Annotated in this window: 13 protein-coding genes; 9 read left to right on the forward strand and 4 right to left on the reverse strand. The window is 48.5% G+C overall.

The genetic code is table 11. The annotated features are described in order from the left end of the window. Positions 1–38 precede the first annotated feature (38 nt). Positions 39–887, reverse strand: a complete 849-nt coding sequence (queF, locus tag CBE68_RS09205) for an NADPH-dependent 7-cyano-7-deazaguanine reductase QueF (RefSeq protein WP_087505787.1) — start codon at positions 885–887, stop codon at positions 39–41. Between the two features lie 70 nt (positions 888–957). Here queF and CBE68_RS09210 point away from each other — a divergent pair, with 70 nt between their 5' ends. After that, positions 958–1,515 carry a SecY-interacting protein Syd gene (locus CBE68_RS09210; RefSeq protein ID WP_087505788.1) on the forward strand — a complete coding sequence of 186 codons (558 nt, stop codon included), beginning with the start codon at positions 958–960 and terminating at the stop codon, positions 1,513–1,515. A 3-nt stretch (positions 1,516–1,518) separates the two neighbouring features. Here the strand turns inward: CBE68_RS09210 and CBE68_RS18645 are convergent, their stop codons facing one another. Beyond that, the gene (locus tag CBE68_RS18645; RefSeq protein WP_143824522.1) at positions 1,519–1,827 is read right to left on the reverse strand and encodes a hypothetical protein; all 309 of its coding nucleotides are present in this window, start codon (positions 1,825–1,827) and stop codon (positions 1,519–1,521) included. Positions 1,828–2,039: 212 nt separating this feature from the next. Between CBE68_RS18645 and CBE68_RS09220 the strand changes: the two genes are divergently transcribed. Further along, positions 2,040–2,663 carry a GNAT family N-acetyltransferase gene (locus CBE68_RS09220; RefSeq protein ID WP_087505790.1) on the forward strand — a complete coding sequence of 208 codons (624 nt, stop codon included), beginning with the start codon at positions 2,040–2,042 and terminating at the stop codon, positions 2,661–2,663. A gap of 523 nt (positions 2,664–3,186) precedes the next feature. Here CBE68_RS09220 and CBE68_RS09225 read toward each other — a convergent pair. Next, positions 3,187–4,782, reverse strand: a complete 1,596-nt coding sequence (locus CBE68_RS09225) for a methyl-accepting chemotaxis protein (protein ID WP_158100557.1) — start codon at positions 4,780–4,782, stop codon at positions 3,187–3,189. A gap of 154 nt (positions 4,783–4,936) precedes the next feature. After that, complete coding sequence (locus CBE68_RS09230) at positions 4,937–5,944, reverse strand: DUF3549 family protein (RefSeq protein ID WP_087505792.1); 1,008 nt, start codon at positions 5,942–5,944, stop codon at positions 4,937–4,939. Between the two features lie 100 nt (positions 5,945–6,044). Here CBE68_RS09230 and CBE68_RS09235 point away from each other — a divergent pair, with 100 nt between their 5' ends. From CBE68_RS09235 to CBE68_RS09265, 7 genes are all read left to right on the forward strand, one after another. Beyond that, positions 6,045–6,356 carry a YqcC family protein gene (locus tag CBE68_RS09235; protein ID WP_087505793.1) on the forward strand — a complete coding sequence of 104 codons (312 nt, stop codon included), beginning with the start codon at positions 6,045–6,047 and terminating at the stop codon, positions 6,354–6,356. Beyond that, positions 6,346–7,113, forward strand: coding sequence for a tRNA pseudouridine(65) synthase TruC (gene truC / locus CBE68_RS09240; RefSeq protein WP_087505794.1), 768 nt, complete (start codon positions 6,346–6,348; stop codon positions 7,111–7,113). The genes CBE68_RS09235 and truC overlap by 11 nt, the downstream gene beginning before the upstream one ends. A 12-nt stretch (positions 7,114–7,125) precedes the next feature. Next, on the forward strand, positions 7,126–7,575 hold the full coding sequence (locus CBE68_RS09245) for a flavodoxin domain-containing protein (protein WP_087505795.1): 450 nt from the start codon (positions 7,126–7,128) through the stop codon (positions 7,573–7,575). A gap of 797 nt (positions 7,576–8,372) precedes the next feature. Next, positions 8,373–9,689, forward strand: coding sequence for a maltoporin LamB (gene lamB, locus CBE68_RS09250; protein ID WP_087505796.1), 1,317 nt, complete (start codon positions 8,373–8,375; stop codon positions 9,687–9,689). Between the two features lie 140 nt (positions 9,690–9,829). Then, entirely contained in the window at positions 9,830–10,876 is a 1,047-nt protein-coding gene (locus CBE68_RS09255; protein ID WP_158100558.1) for a MalM family protein, read from the forward strand. A 279-nt stretch (positions 10,877–11,155) separates the two neighbouring features. Then, complete coding sequence (locus CBE68_RS09260) at positions 11,156–12,946, forward strand: DEAD/DEAH box helicase (RefSeq protein ID WP_087505798.1); 1,791 nt, start codon at positions 11,156–11,158, stop codon at positions 12,944–12,946. A gap of 420 nt (positions 12,947–13,366) precedes the next feature. Next, the gene (locus CBE68_RS09265) at positions 13,367–16,018 is read left to right on the forward strand and encodes a chondroitinase-B domain-containing protein (RefSeq protein WP_087505799.1); all 2,652 of its coding nucleotides are present in this window, start codon (positions 13,367–13,369) and stop codon (positions 16,016–16,018) included. Positions 16,019–16,163 lie beyond the last annotated feature (145 nt).

The raw sequence follows: 16,163 nt of genomic DNA on the forward strand, positions 1-16,163 counted from the left end.
CGTGGTGTCGGCGGAGCCAGCAACTTCGGCTAATGAAGTTATTGCCGTGCTAATCGGAATGGTGCCGGTTGTGGTTCAAAGTTCGAGCGAAATGGGTTAATGTCAAGTCCGCCTCGGCGAGTATATCGAGCCAGCACCGATAGTTGTTGAGGCTGACAGAAGGTCATGATGTCAGTGAATATTCGCTCCACGCACTGTTCATGGAATTCGTTATGAAGGCGAAACGAGATCAAGTAGCGAAGCAACGCCTCGTGATTGATTTGGGCGCCTTTGTAGTGAATTTGTACTGAACCCCAATCGGGTTGATTGGTGATCAAACAGTTGGATTTGAGTAAGTGACTGACCAGTGTTTCTTCCACTTCTGCGCCATCTGCAGCACCTTGCAATAGTTCATTGCTGAATTCAAAGTCATCAATCGCAATATCAAGCTCATCCAAGCAGTCGCCGTCAAGTTGTGCCAACGGCAGCAGGCTAAATTGATCAGGCAACAATAGTTGCACCGCAACCTCTTGTCCTGCGCATTGACTAAGATCCTGACGCATCAGCTGCTGAACCTGTTCAATGGAATCAAACCGGCTTTGATTAAAGCTGTTGAGATACAACTTGAACGATTTAGATTCGACCAGGTTAGGGCTAGTACAAGGCAGAGTAAATAGGCCAATGGCTACCACAGGTTTACCCCTGGCGTTGAGCCAGCTGATTTCATAGCCGGTCCAATCATCGACACCATGAAATGGCAGTGCCGCGGCAGAAAGTTTGATATCGTCTCGGTTCAACGAGCGGGGTACCGCTTGCAGTTGACTGGGATCGTATTGCTGGGGGTAGTTTGTTTGTTGGCCGAGTCCTAAACCCTTCAGTTCAGGGGCATCATGGTAGTGCTTGCTCATGGGATGACACGAAATTACTGATAAAAATGACGGTCTTTATTGTATATCAATCGACGGATGAAAAACTGAAATGAATGACCCAAAAGCCATCGCTTGCGCTTTAGAACAGCTGATTGAGCGCTTTCAAGCTGATTATTTAGCTCAAATCGGAGAGCATCACTGTGTCGAGGTTGATGATGATTGGCCCTCGGCTTGTGTTCCGGCAGATGCAAAAGATGGCGAGCTAAGCAGTTGGAAAGTATGTTTACGCGATGATGTTGACCAGTTTGCCGAGCTTGAACAAGCAATGTCGGTGGACTTGCATCCGAGCGGTAAAGCATACTGGAATGCACTTTATGCTGCTGGTATCACGATTGAATCTGAGGTTGGCCCTGTCGAGTTGTTGATGCCGTGGAATCAGCAAGACTACGTCCGTTTCTTGCAAAATTTAACTGGCCACTTATTGACCCAAAAGCGCTTTAAGCTTGAGCCCAGTGTGTTTATTGGGGTAGCCCTGAATTCTGAACTAGTGATATCCGTTGCCGATGATGGCTCGGTTGTCGCAGAGTTACCAGGTCGGCCGCCAAGTCATACATTGGCCCCGACATTGGTTGAGTTTTTGCAATCAGCCAAGCCACTGATTCAGTGACGGCTAACCCCCTCTGAGCTCACTAATTTGCTGCTGCAATGAGATCACTTGCTGCTGTAGCTGGCGAACTGCTTGAGTTAGCTGCTCGTTTGTCATGGGCTCGACTTGCGGCGACTCAGAGGCCTGTTCCACCACTTTGCGCGCCGAATCGGCGCCACTATCGCTTTGTTGCGCGGCTTTCACTGCTGGCATCAAAATGGCGAGTGGCACAGGCTGCGACAAGTGGCGCTTCACTCTGGCGACGGTTGGTTGCTGATGTTGCGCGCGAATATGGGCAACGGCTTGATCGACGATAGCTTGGTAATCTGGCATGACTCTAATGAAGTTAGCGAAATAGCGCCAGTGTACAAAGTCATCAAGACAAAGCCCAGTGTTGAACTCATTGCTTGCTTTAACTTGGTCCTGGAGTGTTGAACAAAATGTGGTCAAGTGCGCAATTTTAAGTGTTGTCAAAGTGATCCTATTGGCTTTGCCGTTCAACCCTCGTAGGTTCGGAAAAAAGCCAGACATTATTAAGGGACATAATGACAACAACGACTTCACTGCGACTTCAGTACCTCGGTGCAGAGGACGCAGGCATCGCCGCTAGTTTACTGTTTCAGGCCTATCATGATGACGCCATGTTTCAAGGCATTTTTGACGTCGACAATGAAAACTACGAGCAGCGTTTACGGGCCTTGTTCCGCGAAGAGCTCGATGTATTCTGGCAGTATCAACTACCTGTTATTGGCGCCTTTGATAGCGATTTGTTGGTTGGCGTGGCTTGCTTGCAAACGCCAGAGTCACCGCTTGCCGGAGGCCGTTTCTGGAACTGGCGGATGAAAATGCTGCTATCTGCAGGCATCGTCAGCACCAGTAGGTTGCTTGAAAAAGAACAACGTATTTGCCAAGCCTTACCGTCTAATAACTGCTATCAGCTTAGCCTGCTAGCCACTGCGCCGAACTACCAAGGGCATGGGGTCGGCGATACGTTGTTGGCGGGCGTCGAAAGCTTACTTGACGAGCAGCGGGCTGCTGACGGTGTTGGTATCTTTGTGAGTCAGCCACGCTCAATCGATTGGCTTGAGCAACATCGCTACAAGCAAATTAAACAACTCGAATTTGCCAATATTTCAGGCACCTTGATGTTTTTGTATCGGCAACAGTGAATCAAGGGCTAACTACCATCATCAGCTAATCCCTGCTAAGTGTGTGCGAAATGTCGCACACACCTTGTAAGCTATTCTGCCTTTGGTGGCGTGGCAATATCGCTCCCGTAGCGACTCAACATAATGAAAATTAATAAAAAATTATGCTTGGGCAGCTTTGTTGCTCTGATTGTCTAATTTAACAAATTATTATCATCTATTGCTGATAAATGCTGATGGCGTAAATTAGATCCCGAGTTGGCGACAAGCACGGATGGTTGATCACAGGAGTGATAGCAGGAAGCTCGCCAAGCGAGCAGGATGCTCCATCAAGCTCGGAGAGTTTGACTACTCAGGCAGCAGGGATGTTGCTAGGACGGCGATCGGGATTGATCGGCAGGGGAATCAGGAACGTCAATTAAGGCGGCAGTATGGACACTGGCATGTTTAGGATGAATATGACGGGGGAGCGAGCTGGATGCTCATAAAAAGCCAGGGTTGCTTGCAACCCTGGCTTTTTGGTGTTTGACCCGGTCATTGTCGGTCAGATCTTGAAGCGCCCAACCAATTGGGATACTTCGTTGGTGTGGGAGCCAACTCGCTCATTGGCGCTGGTCACATCCAAGGTGATTTGATAAGTCTCTTCAGCAACTTGCTTGATTCGAACGCCATTTTCCGAAATTTGGTCTGCGGTGCTGCTTTGTTGCTCAGATGCGGCTGCAATTTGGGTATTCATGTCGGCAATCGACTTGACTGCGACACTTATCTGCTCCAACACATCTCCGGTTTGCGCCGCTAGTTCGACCACTTGCTGAGTACCATTCTGACTGGCTTTCATTGCTTCAACGGCCGCGGCACTCTCGCTTTGCAAGCGTTCAATGATGTCACGGATTGAACTGGTCGATTCTTGGGTGCGCTGCGCTAGAGTACGGACTTCGTCAGCAACCACGGCAAAGCCGCGACCTTGTTCACCAGCGCGGGCTGCCTCAATGGCTGCATTTAGAGCCAGCAAGTTGGTTTGTTCCGCAATACTGCTAATCACATCCATCACGGTACCAATTTCGTGGCTGCCGGTTTCAACCCGCTGAATGACTTGAGCAGACTTCTCGATATCGCTCACCAGATCCTCGATACTTTCTACCGTTTTGTTGACCACAGCGCGGCCATTATCGACGTCATTATCGGCTTTGTGAGTCGCAGAGGCTGCATCGCTGGCATTCCGGGCAACCTCTTGCACGGTTGCTGCCATTTCGGTCACCGCGGTCGCAATCTGATCATTTTCCGCTTGTTGGTTTGAAGTGGCGTCCTGAGCTTTAGTAATTTGCCGTGTTGCTTCGCCAAGTTCAGTATTGAGGCCTGACATGGCCCCCTTAATATGGCCAATAATGCCGGCCTGATTCTCGACAAAGGAGTTGAACGCCACACACAACTCGCCGATCTCGTCCTTTCCTTGAGCCCTAATACGCTGAGTAAGGTCTCCTTCACCTTCAGCAATGTCGCGGATTCGATCGCGCACTTCACGAATAGCATTGGTGGAGTAGATTGCTGTGACATAAGCAATCGAAAAGGCGATGACGATTCCAACGATAGCTACCAGCCAGATAGTCCAAGTGACGTTTTCTCGGACTGTTATCGCGTGCTCAATACTAACAGCGGCTTCCTGCTCGGTTAGTTCGGTTAATTTGTCAATCAAGTCTCGGGCGCGTTCGAACTGGGCGCTTGACTCTCCAACACTCAATGTTCTGGCGCGCTGTTGCGACTCTTTGGCAAGGCTTAATACCTGGTTGGATAGTGATTGCCAGCGATTCAGTTCGGTTTGAAAATCATCGTACATCCGAAGTTGGCCAGCGTCGCTAGCAAGAGATTTGGCTTTGCTTACTCGTTCCGCTGCTTGCTGGATGTTTTCTTGTTGTTGAGTCACCAGGTCAGCATAATCGGGATGAGATGAATCGATGGTGATCAGCGTGCGCTCGGCCAGTATCGATTGATATAAGTCGCGATCAGCTTGTAGTAAAAAGTTAACCCGAGGCAAAAAACTATCAGAGAAGGTTGATGTGTCGTTGCCAAGTTGCCGAGTGGCATTGAGCGCGACGACGATTAATACCACGATTGCTGTGCCGAATATGGCTGCAATTAACATTTGCTTGGCCATAAATCGTAAATTGTGAAGCCATCCCATAACTCAATCTTCCTCCAGTTGAGATGACTTTAACTGTAGCAACGGCTTGTTATATCTCCATCTAAAGTCTGAAGAAATTGATAAACTGAGGCCTAACTAGCGTTTCTAATTACGTTCAGCTCACTGGCGGCTTTACTTGTTGAAACAGCTGTCCAATTGCTTGACTCAATTGGACAGAGCGTTGCGGCCAGCGAAGCGCTTCAAGGGTCGCTTGACGGCATTGTGGAATGGCCGTGAGATCGGCGATGAGGGCGGCAAAGACCGCATCCCCTTGTGGACATTGAACCACGCTTTCAAGCAAGTTCACGACCCGCTCTGGGCTATTGAAATAGCGCCAATGACGAGCACAGACAGTGATCAATAGGTCAATCGATTGGCTTGTGTTGAGAACACCAGAGATGATTTCGCTTTGTGGTTGTTGTTGCGCTCCTGTCAGAGCTCGAAGCCAGAATGTATCTCGCTTCTCTACTGGCCAGCTCATCAGTTTAGTTTGAATGGGGGCAGGTAAGCGAATGTGTTCAAGGCATTGAGCCAGTGCACAAAATGCTGGCTCGGGCAGATATTCAAGCTGGCTAGCCATATGGTCAGCGCTGGCGCTGTCTAAACGCTCGGTCAAATCGGCGATGCCTTGGAATCCCAATGCTTGCCAGCCGTCGTCACTCGGATGATGGCAGAAATAGTCGTAGGCAGGTTCGTAATAAATCGACGCCGATTGATGGAGTTTGCTCCGAATACGGGCATTCAGTACTGCTAGCTTCTCTGTCGATGGCTTGAAAGCGTAGGGGTGATTGTTGAGTGATTCCGCATCGATATCGGCATTGGCGATATCTTCGCCCAGTGCTTGAATGACCATGCGCAAAAAATCATCGCGACCACTGAATATCAGTTTGCTCACTTCATCAACGGCAAATTTCAACAACCATAGATAGGGCGTTTGAGCTTGTTCAGGCTTAGAAAATACCACGGCGAAACAAGCGTGACCTTGAATTGGATAGGGGTAAGGGACCGCGCCCTGTTCAAACTCGACAAATTGCTGCTTGTCAATGCGCTGAACAGTTCGACCCATGTCGTAAACCGTGTAGTGACAACCGCCAAGGGTTAATACTTGATCGATAGTGCTCATGAACGTGACTGAATCCTGAAATAATCGGGCTGGGCATTGTAAGGGATGGTGCTTCGTTGGCAAAATCGAAAGTTCATCATTCTAATTCGGTGACATCAATATGCCTCGTAGTCAACAGATGGCGGAATTACTTCAGCAGCTCGAAACTGAACTGAAAAATCAGAATTTGTGGCAGACAGAGCAACCTAATGAACAAGCATTGGCGAGTACCCTGCCTTTTTGTGTTGATACCCTCAGCATGGCGCAATGGCTTCAATTTGTGTTCTTGCCAATCATGCAAGATCTGATCGAACAGCGCCGAGAGTTGCCAGAGGCGATTGCTATCAGCCCTATGGCTGAGGAAGTTTATCGCCATGAACTGACCCAGCGAGCTCCTCTCATCCAGATTCTCAGGACCATTGATGTTTGTTGAACGGCCCGAATTACCGATTCTATATCTCGACGATTACATTGTTGCAATTGATAAACCAAGCGGTCTGCTCGTTCATCGAACCGCTCTGGCTCGCGGCGAAGTATGGTTTGCTATGCAGCTGGTACGCGATCTTTTGGGTCGTCATGTGTTCCCAGTTCACCGGTTAGACCGGCCAACGTCAGGGGTGTTGCTGTTTGCGCTCAGTGCCGATGTAGCCCGTGTGATTGGTGAGCAGTTTCAGCTCCATCAAGTTGCCAAAAGCTACCTGGCACTGGCGAGGGGCTGGTTGCAGGGCCAAGGTTCGGTGGACTATCCACTGAAAGAGCAACTAGATAAAACCACGGACCGATTGGCGGACCAACAAAAACAAGCACAACAAGCGGTGAGTCACTACTGCGCTTTATCTCATTTGGAGTTGCCCTATGCTGCCGGGCGTTACAAATCAAGCCGATTGACTTGGTTGCGATTAACGCCTGAAACTGGACGCAAGCATCAGTTGCGACGTCATTTGGCTCATCTTAGACACCCAATAATTGGCGACACTACCCATGGTGACGGTCGCCAGAATCGGGCTTTTGCTGATTTCTCAAAGGTACAGCGGTTAATGCTGCATGCCGAGTCGCTGACCTTGAAACATCCGGTTTCTCAACAAATGCTCACAATTACCGCGCCATTGCCAACGGAGTGGCAATTGATGCAAGCCGATAACCATTGGCCAGGATGCAATCCGTTGATAAGCTCTGTGGCCTTTAGTTGAGGAGTAAAGTCTATGACCAAATTGGCGATCATCGTTGGCTCTGTATATGGTGGTGCAGCTGAGCTAGCAAACCATATTTGTGACTTGGCAAAAGGTAAATCAGTTGATGCCAATATATTTGAAGAAGCGACGTTGCAACAAGTGATCGATTTTTCGGCAGAACATTGGTTGGTGGTGACATCGACAACAGGGCAGGGAGACTTGCCACCGAGCATCGAAGGTTTTTACCAAGATTTGAACGATAAGTTTCCAATGCTGACTGATACCAAAACAGCGGTTCTGGCATTAGGAGATAGCAGCTATGGTGAAACATTCTGTGGTGCAGGTACCTTAATCTCAGACTTGTTAAACGAGCTCGGCAGCAAACAACTCATGCCAGTGCTCAATGTCGATGCCTGTGAGCACTTTGAAGCGATCAATGGCGCCGAAGAGTGGATTAACGATCTCCTCATCCAATTGTAGGTCAGCGCTGTTCATCTTTGTTGGGCCGAGTGAACGGATTGCTTTCATCGCTCGGTTTCCTGCCACATCTTTTGTTCCAATCTATCTCAGGTGACTGTGCTTGTTAATGGTGCGCTACAGAATAAGGTTGTGCACTGTTAGCTGGGTGTAAGGATTGTTATCTGCCTGTTGGTTAAATTTGGGTTAATTTGTTAACGGCAAAAGGCGCTGATATTTATTCGATTCTCGACGGAATTGTGGTGAATTAACAACTCGTTGGTGGCGATCCAAATTGGTGCAACTGTGAGACCGTTTTCTATTTGAAGTCCGCCACAACTTGCGTAACTGTGGTGTTATAAACTGATTTAAATGTGACTTTTGTCACAGATGATGGCGACGCTGCTCTCTACTATCAGCGCCGTTGGTTAGCACAGGCTAAGCTGAGCAACGACAAGACAACTTGCGCTCTAAACAGTTAGTTAGTTAGTTAGTGGTTTTGGTGGGCAAGAGGAATTAGTGAAATCGACGCGCAACTGTCATCTGATTGCAATCATGGACAGTTAAAAAGTGCAAAAGTTCACGGAAAAATGAAAAAAATTTCAAAGTTTGCTGACAGGTCAGCAAATTGAACTATCTTTCACTGGCGTAACAACTGTTACGTTTGGTTAAAGCGCAATTAACGGTGGCTCCGTAAATTGCAATAACGATAACAATGTGATTTAGCCCAACCGGGCGTTGAGCAGGAAATTCCCGCTCTTGTAATAGGTAATAACGAAGAGCTGCGGCTTTTCAAAAAATAACTGATAAGGGAAGTCATCATGACTAAAATCAAAGCACTTTCTGCAGCTGTTGCTGCGGTACTCATGTCTTCTAGCGCCTTGGCGGTTGAATTCCACGGTTACGCACGTGCCGGTATGTCTACTTCAGACGACGGTGGTGAGCAAACTTGTTACGGTGACGGTGGTACTGGTCACTTGGCCGGCCGTTTGGCGGATGAGTGTGACACTTACGTTGAAATGAGCTTCCAACAAGAGCTTTACAACCAAGGTGGCAAAAAGTTCCGTATCGAAGTAATGCCAGTATTCACTTCTGAAAACGACTTCCAAGGTAACTCTGCTCAGTGGAACAGCAGCCACTCTGACCCAGCGCACGATGATCGTGTTGAAGGTTGGCGCGGTGGTGACTGGTCTATGCGTCAAGCATACATTGCTGCTGAAGGCGTTGTTGGTTTCGCTCCAGAAGCAACTCTTTGGGCCGGTAAGCGTTTCTACCAGCGTAAAGATATCCACATCATGGATTGGTACTACCTGAACAACTCTGGCTACGGCGTTGGTTTGGAAAACATTTCTTTGGGCGCAGGTAAACTATCTGTTGCTTGGACCAACATGGACCAGCACGTAATGGATGGCGCTGACGACAAAGACAATGCTAACCGCTACATCAACATCGTTCAGAGCAACAAACTTGATGTTCGTTATGCCGGTATCCCTCTGTGGGAAGGTGCTTCTCTTGAGTTGGCTGCCATCTACGGCTGGGCTGACCTTACTGATTATCAAGATGATGCTGGCTACGATGATGAAGACGGTTACTTCTTGACCGCTGAAATCAGCCATGGCTTGATGGGCGGCTTCAACAAGATTGTTGTTCAGTACGGTAAAGATTCAATGGGTGATTCTGCGTGGGACAACCACGGTGGTGAATCTTCACTGTCTACTCCATGGTGGGGCGGTTCTAAAGAAACTTCTTACCGCATCATCGACTGGGGTGTGATCAACTTGAGCGAGAAAATCGAACTGGGTTACTCGTTCATGTACGCCAAGTCAGAGACCTTCGACAGCACTCAGCCAGAAGACGAACCAACTCGCGTGAGCGTTGTGTTCCGTCCAATGTACAAGTGGGATGACGTAATGAAGACCACTTTGGAAGTGGGCTACACGAAAGAAGACATCGTCTGGAGTGGTGAATCTGAAGACCTGTCTAAGATCGTTGTTGCTCAAGAATGGTCTGCTGGTCCTAGCTTCTGGTCTCGCCCAACTATCCGTCTGTACGCTGGTGCATACTTCGGTGACGTAGCTGAGAACCGTGATGACGACGGTAACCTGCGCATCGGTGCTCAAATGGAAGCTTGGTGGTAAGCCGCTTCTAAATACCGTTTAACGGTTTAAGCAAAACCCCCGTTAGCCTTGCTATTCGGGGGTTTTTTCTTTAGCTTTCATGAACAAATCGATGGCTCATTGGTCTAATGAGCACTTATATCTTCTTTGAGGGGAGTTGTGTGACACACAGTAAACGTTTTGTGTTAGCCCTAAGTTGTTTGGCTAGCAGCCTGATGTTAGGCACTTTTTCTGCACAAGCTTATGATGAGCCTTCAGCGAGCGGCTTGGTAACGTCTTTAAGCCAAGCGCAAAGTTGCTGCGCCAGTATTGCCGATTTACCTTTTCAACCGGTCGAATTAGACAGCATCACTGACGTCTTAATTGATCAAAATTCCCCTGCTTTTGAATTCCACACTGGCAAGAGTTATTTTGCTGCGTTTAAGCTGCCAGAAAATGTCCCGACGTTTTCAGTATTTATCCAAAGTCGCGCTAAAAATTCAGTGTTTTCTCCTTCGGTTTTGCTGCTTGATGCAAACCGAACTCCGGTCCGAGTCATTCCCGCGAGCGTTGCTCAGTACACGCCCGCCGAAATGCTAGATCCAGATTCATTGGATATGTCGTTCAACATTGAACGTTCTTACTTAGATAATCCAAAAACTGAGTATTACTTGGTGATCATGACGACACCAAGCGATATGGCTGGTCAAACTCAGCTGATTCATCCGGCCAAGACATTCGCCAAACGCAGTAATACGGTGCCGCCTGATATTGACGACCCGATTGCTCGTCATTCTCCAGGTGGATTGGTGAAGCTTGAGTTGCGCTCAGGTACCGTCGAATCGAATGCTGACTTCATGTCTCGAGTCAGTAGCAAGGTTAATTCATGGTTTGGTGTTGGTGAATCAGCGCCAGATTCTGGCGCTGCTGGACATCAAGTCAGTGCTGGTAACGCTGCTGCCGCTGCTTCTACTGGTGTACCTCCGCAGCCAATTGGTCAGGCCATCCCAGACCGTTCGCCAACGCCGGGTATGCAAAAGCAACAGATGGTCCGCCAAGTTCCGGTGAATATGTTGGCAGAGACAGAGGCTTTCTATAATCAACTGATTACTTCCAAGGTTGCAGAAGGCGATATCGATAGTGCCATGCGGCTCGTTGAAGAAGCTGAGCGTGCTGGCTCGAAAACTGCTCGTGATAGTTTCATTGAGGCAGTGAAAGGGCTCAAGTAACGGCCTCTGTTCTAATCGCTATCTGGGCCAAATCAGTTGGCCCAGATAGACAATATCTAGTTGGGCTGTGTTTGGTTTGTAACTTATGCCATACACCCAGACTGATTAATCCTTCATCAAGATCTATATTTGTGACATAGATCCAGATATACTCCGCGCCCCGGTCATCCACTCCGCGACTTAATGTGCAGCTTTTCTGGTGGCGACTAGGCTAACTGGATACAAGTCTTGCTGCGCAAGAACATTCCACCGATGTATTTTCTCTTTTAAGGCGCGTTAATGTCTGAACAACCCAATGCGAGTTTCGCCGATCTGGGCTTACCCGATCATCTTTTACAGGCCCTACAGGAAGTAGGTTATGAGACCCCTTCTCCAATTCAGGCGGAAACGATTCCCCATGTATTGAATGGCCATGATGTGTTAGGACAGGCCCAAACCGGTACCGGTAAAACTGCGGCGTTCGCATTGCCACTGGTTGCCAACATTGATGTTAGCGCCAGAACCCCGCAAGCACTGGTTTTAGCTCCCACCCGAGAGCTGGCAATTCAGGTCGCTGAGGCGTTCCAAAAGTATGCTGCTCACCGCAAAGGCTTCCATGTCCTGCCGATTTATGGTGGCCAAAACTACAGCAGTCAAATTCGTTCGCTTAAACGTGGCGTTCAAGTGGTTGTGGGTACTCCTGGGCGAGTGATGGATCATATGCGTCGCGGTACCCTTGATCTATCAGATCTGCAAACACTGGTGCTTGATGAAGCTGACGAGATGTTGCGAATGGGCTTCATTGATGATGTCGAGTGGATTTTGGAGCAACTGCCTGAACAACATCAAACGGCATTGTTTTCGGCAACCATGCCAAAAGAAATTAAGCGTATTGCGACCCGCTATCTTGATGCTCCGAAAGAAGTGACGATCAAGGTCAAGACTCAAACTGCATCGACTATTCGTCAGCGTGTTTGGATGGTCAGTGGTTTGCATAAACTCGATGCCCTGACACGTATTCTCGAGTCCGAGCCGTTTGATGGCATGATCATCTTCGTTCGTACCAAAAATTCCACCGAAGAACTGGCTGATAAGCTGCGTGCTCGCGGTTATGCTGCTTCGGCATTGAATGGCGATATGCCTCAACAAGCGCGAGTTCGTACCGTTGAAGGGTTAAAAAGTGGCGATATCGATATTTTGATCGCCACCGATGTTGCTGCTCGTGGTTTGGATGTTGAACGCATCAGCCATGTACTCAACTATGACATTCCATACGATACCGAGGCTTACGTCCACCGTATTGGTCGGACTGGGCGAGCAGGTCGCAGTGGCGAAGCAATTTTATTTGCCGCCCCTCGCGAGCGCCGAATGCTGAAATCGATCGAACGAGCGACTCGTCAGCAAATCGAACTGATGCAGTTACCTACTACTGATGCAGTCAACGATATTCGAGTACAACGGTTCAAAGATCGCATTACCGAGAGCTTGGGGATTGATGATGGCGAATTAGCTAAGTATCAGGAAATCATCGAGCAATACCAGAGCGAGCACAACGTACCAGCTTTGGAAGTTGCTGCAGCATTGGTGAAAATGGTTCAAGGCGACTCGCCGCTATTCCTCAAAGAGAAGCCACAGCGCGCCCCTCGCGAGCGTGATTTCGATAGTAGAGACAGAAAAGAAGGTCGTGGCGAGCGCCGTGAGCGCAAACCGCGACAGCGTCGTGAAGAAGTCGATATGGATACTTACCAAATATCCGTTGGCTATGAACATGGTGTGTCACCCAAGCACATTGTTGGTGCCATCGCGAATGAAGCAGGTATCGAGAGCCGCTACATCGGTGCCATTGAAATTGGTGATGAGCATTCTCATGTCGATCTGCCCAAAGGTATGCCTGATGATGTTTATGCCCACCTGAAGTCTGTAAAGATTTTGGGCAAGCCAATTCGACTGCAACTCGCTGATGGTGATGAGTTGACTAAATCCAAAGCAAAGCGTCGCTCGCGGCCGTCACAGGATGATTTTCGTCGAAAAGGTGGTGGTGACAAGCCACGTAAATTCGACAAGCGCAAGCCTCGATCAGCAAACAAGTAAATGCTAAGCCACCTGCAATCAGGTGGCTTTTTTTTGCCCTACCTTATGCTTGCCGAGCCGGCAATCAACCGACTAAGCGATTCCCTTGCTATCAGCTCTGCTGTAACCATCTGATCCCAATGAGGTCGATCATTTCTTTAATTGGTCAGGCCAATATGGATCGGCATTGTTTATCACTTAAATTAATAACTACCCCTTAATGCGCAGGAAATATGGCATTGGTTAAAGATGTTGATCACAGTATTGATGACAAATTTAACAAAATTGCTGACCAATTTGGTTAATCAAATTACAGTGTTTGTGTTGTTTATTGGTAATGCCAATATTGGTGTTATGTAAAGCTATTGGTTTGTATTGTTTTGCTGTTCGTTCTGCCAGGGTGGTTGAAGCTCAGCACTAAGCTTCCAAGGGATATTAAGAATGAAAAAGAAAATATTGCTCTCAGCAGTTGTTCTGGCTTTAACCGGCTGTAGCAATGATGACGGCTACGGCATCGGCAACTTCCGAGGCTCCGCTTCTTTGTCCGGTGATGCACGCGTTGGTGAAACTTTGTCAGTATCAATTACCGATAAGGATGGCGTGAAATCCGGCACCGACGTTTACACTTGGATGGCTGATGGTGCAACCATTGCTGGCGCTACCGCCAGTGCTTACGTGTTGACAGAAGCTGAGGCTGGCAAACAAATTCGTGTCACGGTTGCTTACTCTGATGAACGCAACAACAAAGAGGAGACACGCACCCAAACTTCAGAGCCGGTGATTGGTAATGAAGATGGTGTGCTGACGCTCACCGGTGTTGCTGAAACAGGCGCGACTTTGACCGCTACTCTTGCCGATGGCAATGGTATTGACCCAAGTGCCGTGGTTTACAGTTGGCTAGCCGACGGCGCAGTGATTGATGGTGCCACTGAATCTAGCTACGCCATCGCTGATACTGATGTTGGTAAAACAATTACCGCAAAAGCTGATTACACCGATCGCGATGGTTTTAGTGAGAGCGTCCTATCCGCGACCACTGACCCGGTTAAAGTGGCGAATACCCCAGGTATGGTGTCGATAGATAAGCAGGCTCCGATTGTTGATGATGTGCTGACCGCAACCGTTGCTGACGACAATGGCACCGAAGGCGTCGCAATTAGCTATCAGTGGTTAGCTGATGGAGTTGCTATCGATGGCGCGACATCACCAACCTTTAGCGTGACGTCGGCACAACTCGATAAAGCGCTCAGTGTTCAGGCGACTTATACCGACCAAGCCGAAAACGCCGAGGATATTGTGTCAGAGCAGACAGCACCAGTGGCTGCCGCTTTGATCAACGTGCCGGGCTCCGTTAGTTTGGATCAATTCACCAAGCTAGTGGTCGGCCAAACTGTGACAGCGATGGTCGATGATGATAACGGTGCAAGTGGCACGATTAATTATCAGTGGCAAGCCGATGGCGTTGACATTGCTGGTGCCAATTCAGCTGAATACGTGGTAGCTGCTACTGATGCTGGTAAAGTGCTGTCAGTGGTAGCCAATTACATTGATGATGCTGGCTTTGAAGAGACCGGCCATGGTGCTGAAGCTGAGGAAATTGCCTACAGCAAAATCGTCAACAATTTCGCCGAGTTGATGGCCGCATTTGATGGTGAAGTCGAAGGTGATGTCATCGGTATGGCGCCTGGCGATTACTCCAATGCAGGATTACTGACAGTTGATGTCAAAGATCTTCATTTGACTCGCACCGCTGATGCGATTGCTGCTTCTGGCACTGCAATTGAAACCGCGGCACTGAGTGGCGAAGTTTGTTTTGAAATTTTGGCAACAGCAGATGGCTCGTCAGCAGCTGACGGTGTTAAATTCGATCACCTTCACTTTGCCGACTTTAACTATGTCAAAGACACTTCATGTGACACTGACAGCTCCTCTGATGATTACTACATCAACAACAAGGCCGCTTACTTTAGTTTGACTAACACCTTGATGGAAAATGAAGCGAACACGTCTTCAAGCTCAACGTCGTGGGTTTATGTTGGTGGAAGCAAAGCGCATGTTGCTCGCAATACTTTCTCCGGCAAGGTTGATGGCAAGAAAGGTTCGTTTATTCGGGTATCAGCAAATGGCTTGGATGAAGAGAGCAATCTGCTGCCACCAGCGCAACACGTTGTTGAATACAACTTATTCCAGAATTTTGATGCTAGCGGTCAATCCAGCGGTTACGGTATGCAGTTAGGTGATACCACTGGCACTAACTCGGTCAACACCGCAGGTCATGTACTTCGTTATAACTTGTTCGATGGCATCTTGGCGAAAACTCGAGTTGTTAAAGTTCAAACTAGTGGTAGCTATGTCTATGGCAACACCTTTGCGAACACCTACGGTATGGTGTCGTTAGAAAACGGTCAGCAAAATACCGTTTACGCAAATGTCTTTATTGGCATGAACGGCAACAAATATGAATCTGGTGTTAATGCTGCGGCTTATGGCCACGTAGTAAGCAACAACTACTTTGCCGGCCAAGCCAGTGACTCTGATAGTGAGCGTGCATCTTTGGTGCTGACGTCTAATGAAAACAGTGACTCTGGCAACTCAACATTGGAAACCTCGGCAACCGAGTTCAGTCACAATACCATAGTCAACAGCATGGCTCCGTTCATGGTTGGCGCTAAAGGTTGTTCAGATACGCCTCTGACTTCTGCAGTTTCAATGGCCAATCTGCTGTTAAACGATTACGCACCAGCTGAAAACACCGAATTGACCGGTATTAACGGTGCAACCAAAGTTGATGATGGCTCGCTGGTTGATGACTGTGATAAGGCGACGGTGACCTTTGAGAACGACCATTACTACTCCGATGAAACTGTTGGTGGTAGTGCCGCTTCTAAGTCAGTGTCTGGTACCGGGGTGATCACCGCCGCAGCACCAGCAACAGCGCCTGTTATTGACGCTAATGGCTTTGTTCAAGGAGCTGGCGACGACGCAGGCATTGGCGCCGACACCAGCAAGCTCTATCGCATCAAAGCTTCGGACGTTGGCGTGGGTTCAACTTGGGAATCTGAAATAGACCACTCGGAGGTTTTCGGCCTCTAATCCGAGAAAACACTACAGTTCTAAAAAAGCCAGCGTTAAGCCTGTCTCTTATACACAAATCCCCGCTAAGCAATTGGCGGGGATTTTTTTGAACTTTTTCCGTTAACTTCGATCTGATCTCCACACTACTTTTTGGGGAGTATCA

Source organism: Neiella marina (genome assembly GCF_002165625.1).
GTDB lineage: Bacteria > Pseudomonadota > Gammaproteobacteria > Enterobacterales > Neiellaceae > Neiella > Neiella marina.

What these genes read in the sequence shown, in the direction of transcription:
- CBE68_RS09210 (WP_087505788.1), top strand. Translation starts at nt 958, where the DNA reads ATGAATGACCCAAAAGCCATCGCTTGCGCTTTAGAACAGCTGATTGAG.
- CBE68_RS09225 (WP_158100557.1), bottom strand. Translation starts at nt 4,782, where the DNA reads ATGTTAATTGCAGCCATATTCGGCACAGCAATCGTGGTATTAATCGTC.
- CBE68_RS09265 (WP_087505799.1), top strand. Translation starts at nt 13,367, where the DNA reads ATGAAAAAGAAAATATTGCTCTCAGCAGTTGTTCTGGCTTTAACCGGC.
- CBE68_RS09220 (WP_087505790.1), top strand. Translation starts at nt 2,040, where the DNA reads ATGACAACAACGACTTCACTGCGACTTCAGTACCTCGGTGCAGAGGAC.
- CBE68_RS09230 (WP_087505792.1), bottom strand. Translation starts at nt 5,944, where the DNA reads ATGAGCACTATCGATCAAGTATTAACCCTTGGCGGTTGTCACTACACG.
- queF (WP_087505787.1), bottom strand. Translation starts at nt 887, where the DNA reads ATGAGCAAGCACTACCATGATGCCCCTGAACTGAAGGGTTTAGGACTC.
- CBE68_RS09235 (WP_087505793.1), top strand. Translation starts at nt 6,045, where the DNA reads ATGCCTCGTAGTCAACAGATGGCGGAATTACTTCAGCAGCTCGAAACT.
- lamB (WP_087505796.1), top strand. Translation starts at nt 8,373, where the DNA reads ATGACTAAAATCAAAGCACTTTCTGCAGCTGTTGCTGCGGTACTCATG.
- truC (WP_087505794.1), top strand. Translation starts at nt 6,346, where the DNA reads ATGTTTGTTGAACGGCCCGAATTACCGATTCTATATCTCGACGATTAC.
- CBE68_RS18645 (WP_143824522.1), bottom strand. Translation starts at nt 1,827, where the DNA reads ATGCCAGATTACCAAGCTATCGTCGATCAAGCCGTTGCCCATATTCGC.
- CBE68_RS09245 (WP_087505795.1), top strand. Translation starts at nt 7,126, where the DNA reads ATGACCAAATTGGCGATCATCGTTGGCTCTGTATATGGTGGTGCAGCT.
- CBE68_RS09260 (WP_087505798.1), top strand. Translation starts at nt 11,156, where the DNA reads ATGTCTGAACAACCCAATGCGAGTTTCGCCGATCTGGGCTTACCCGAT.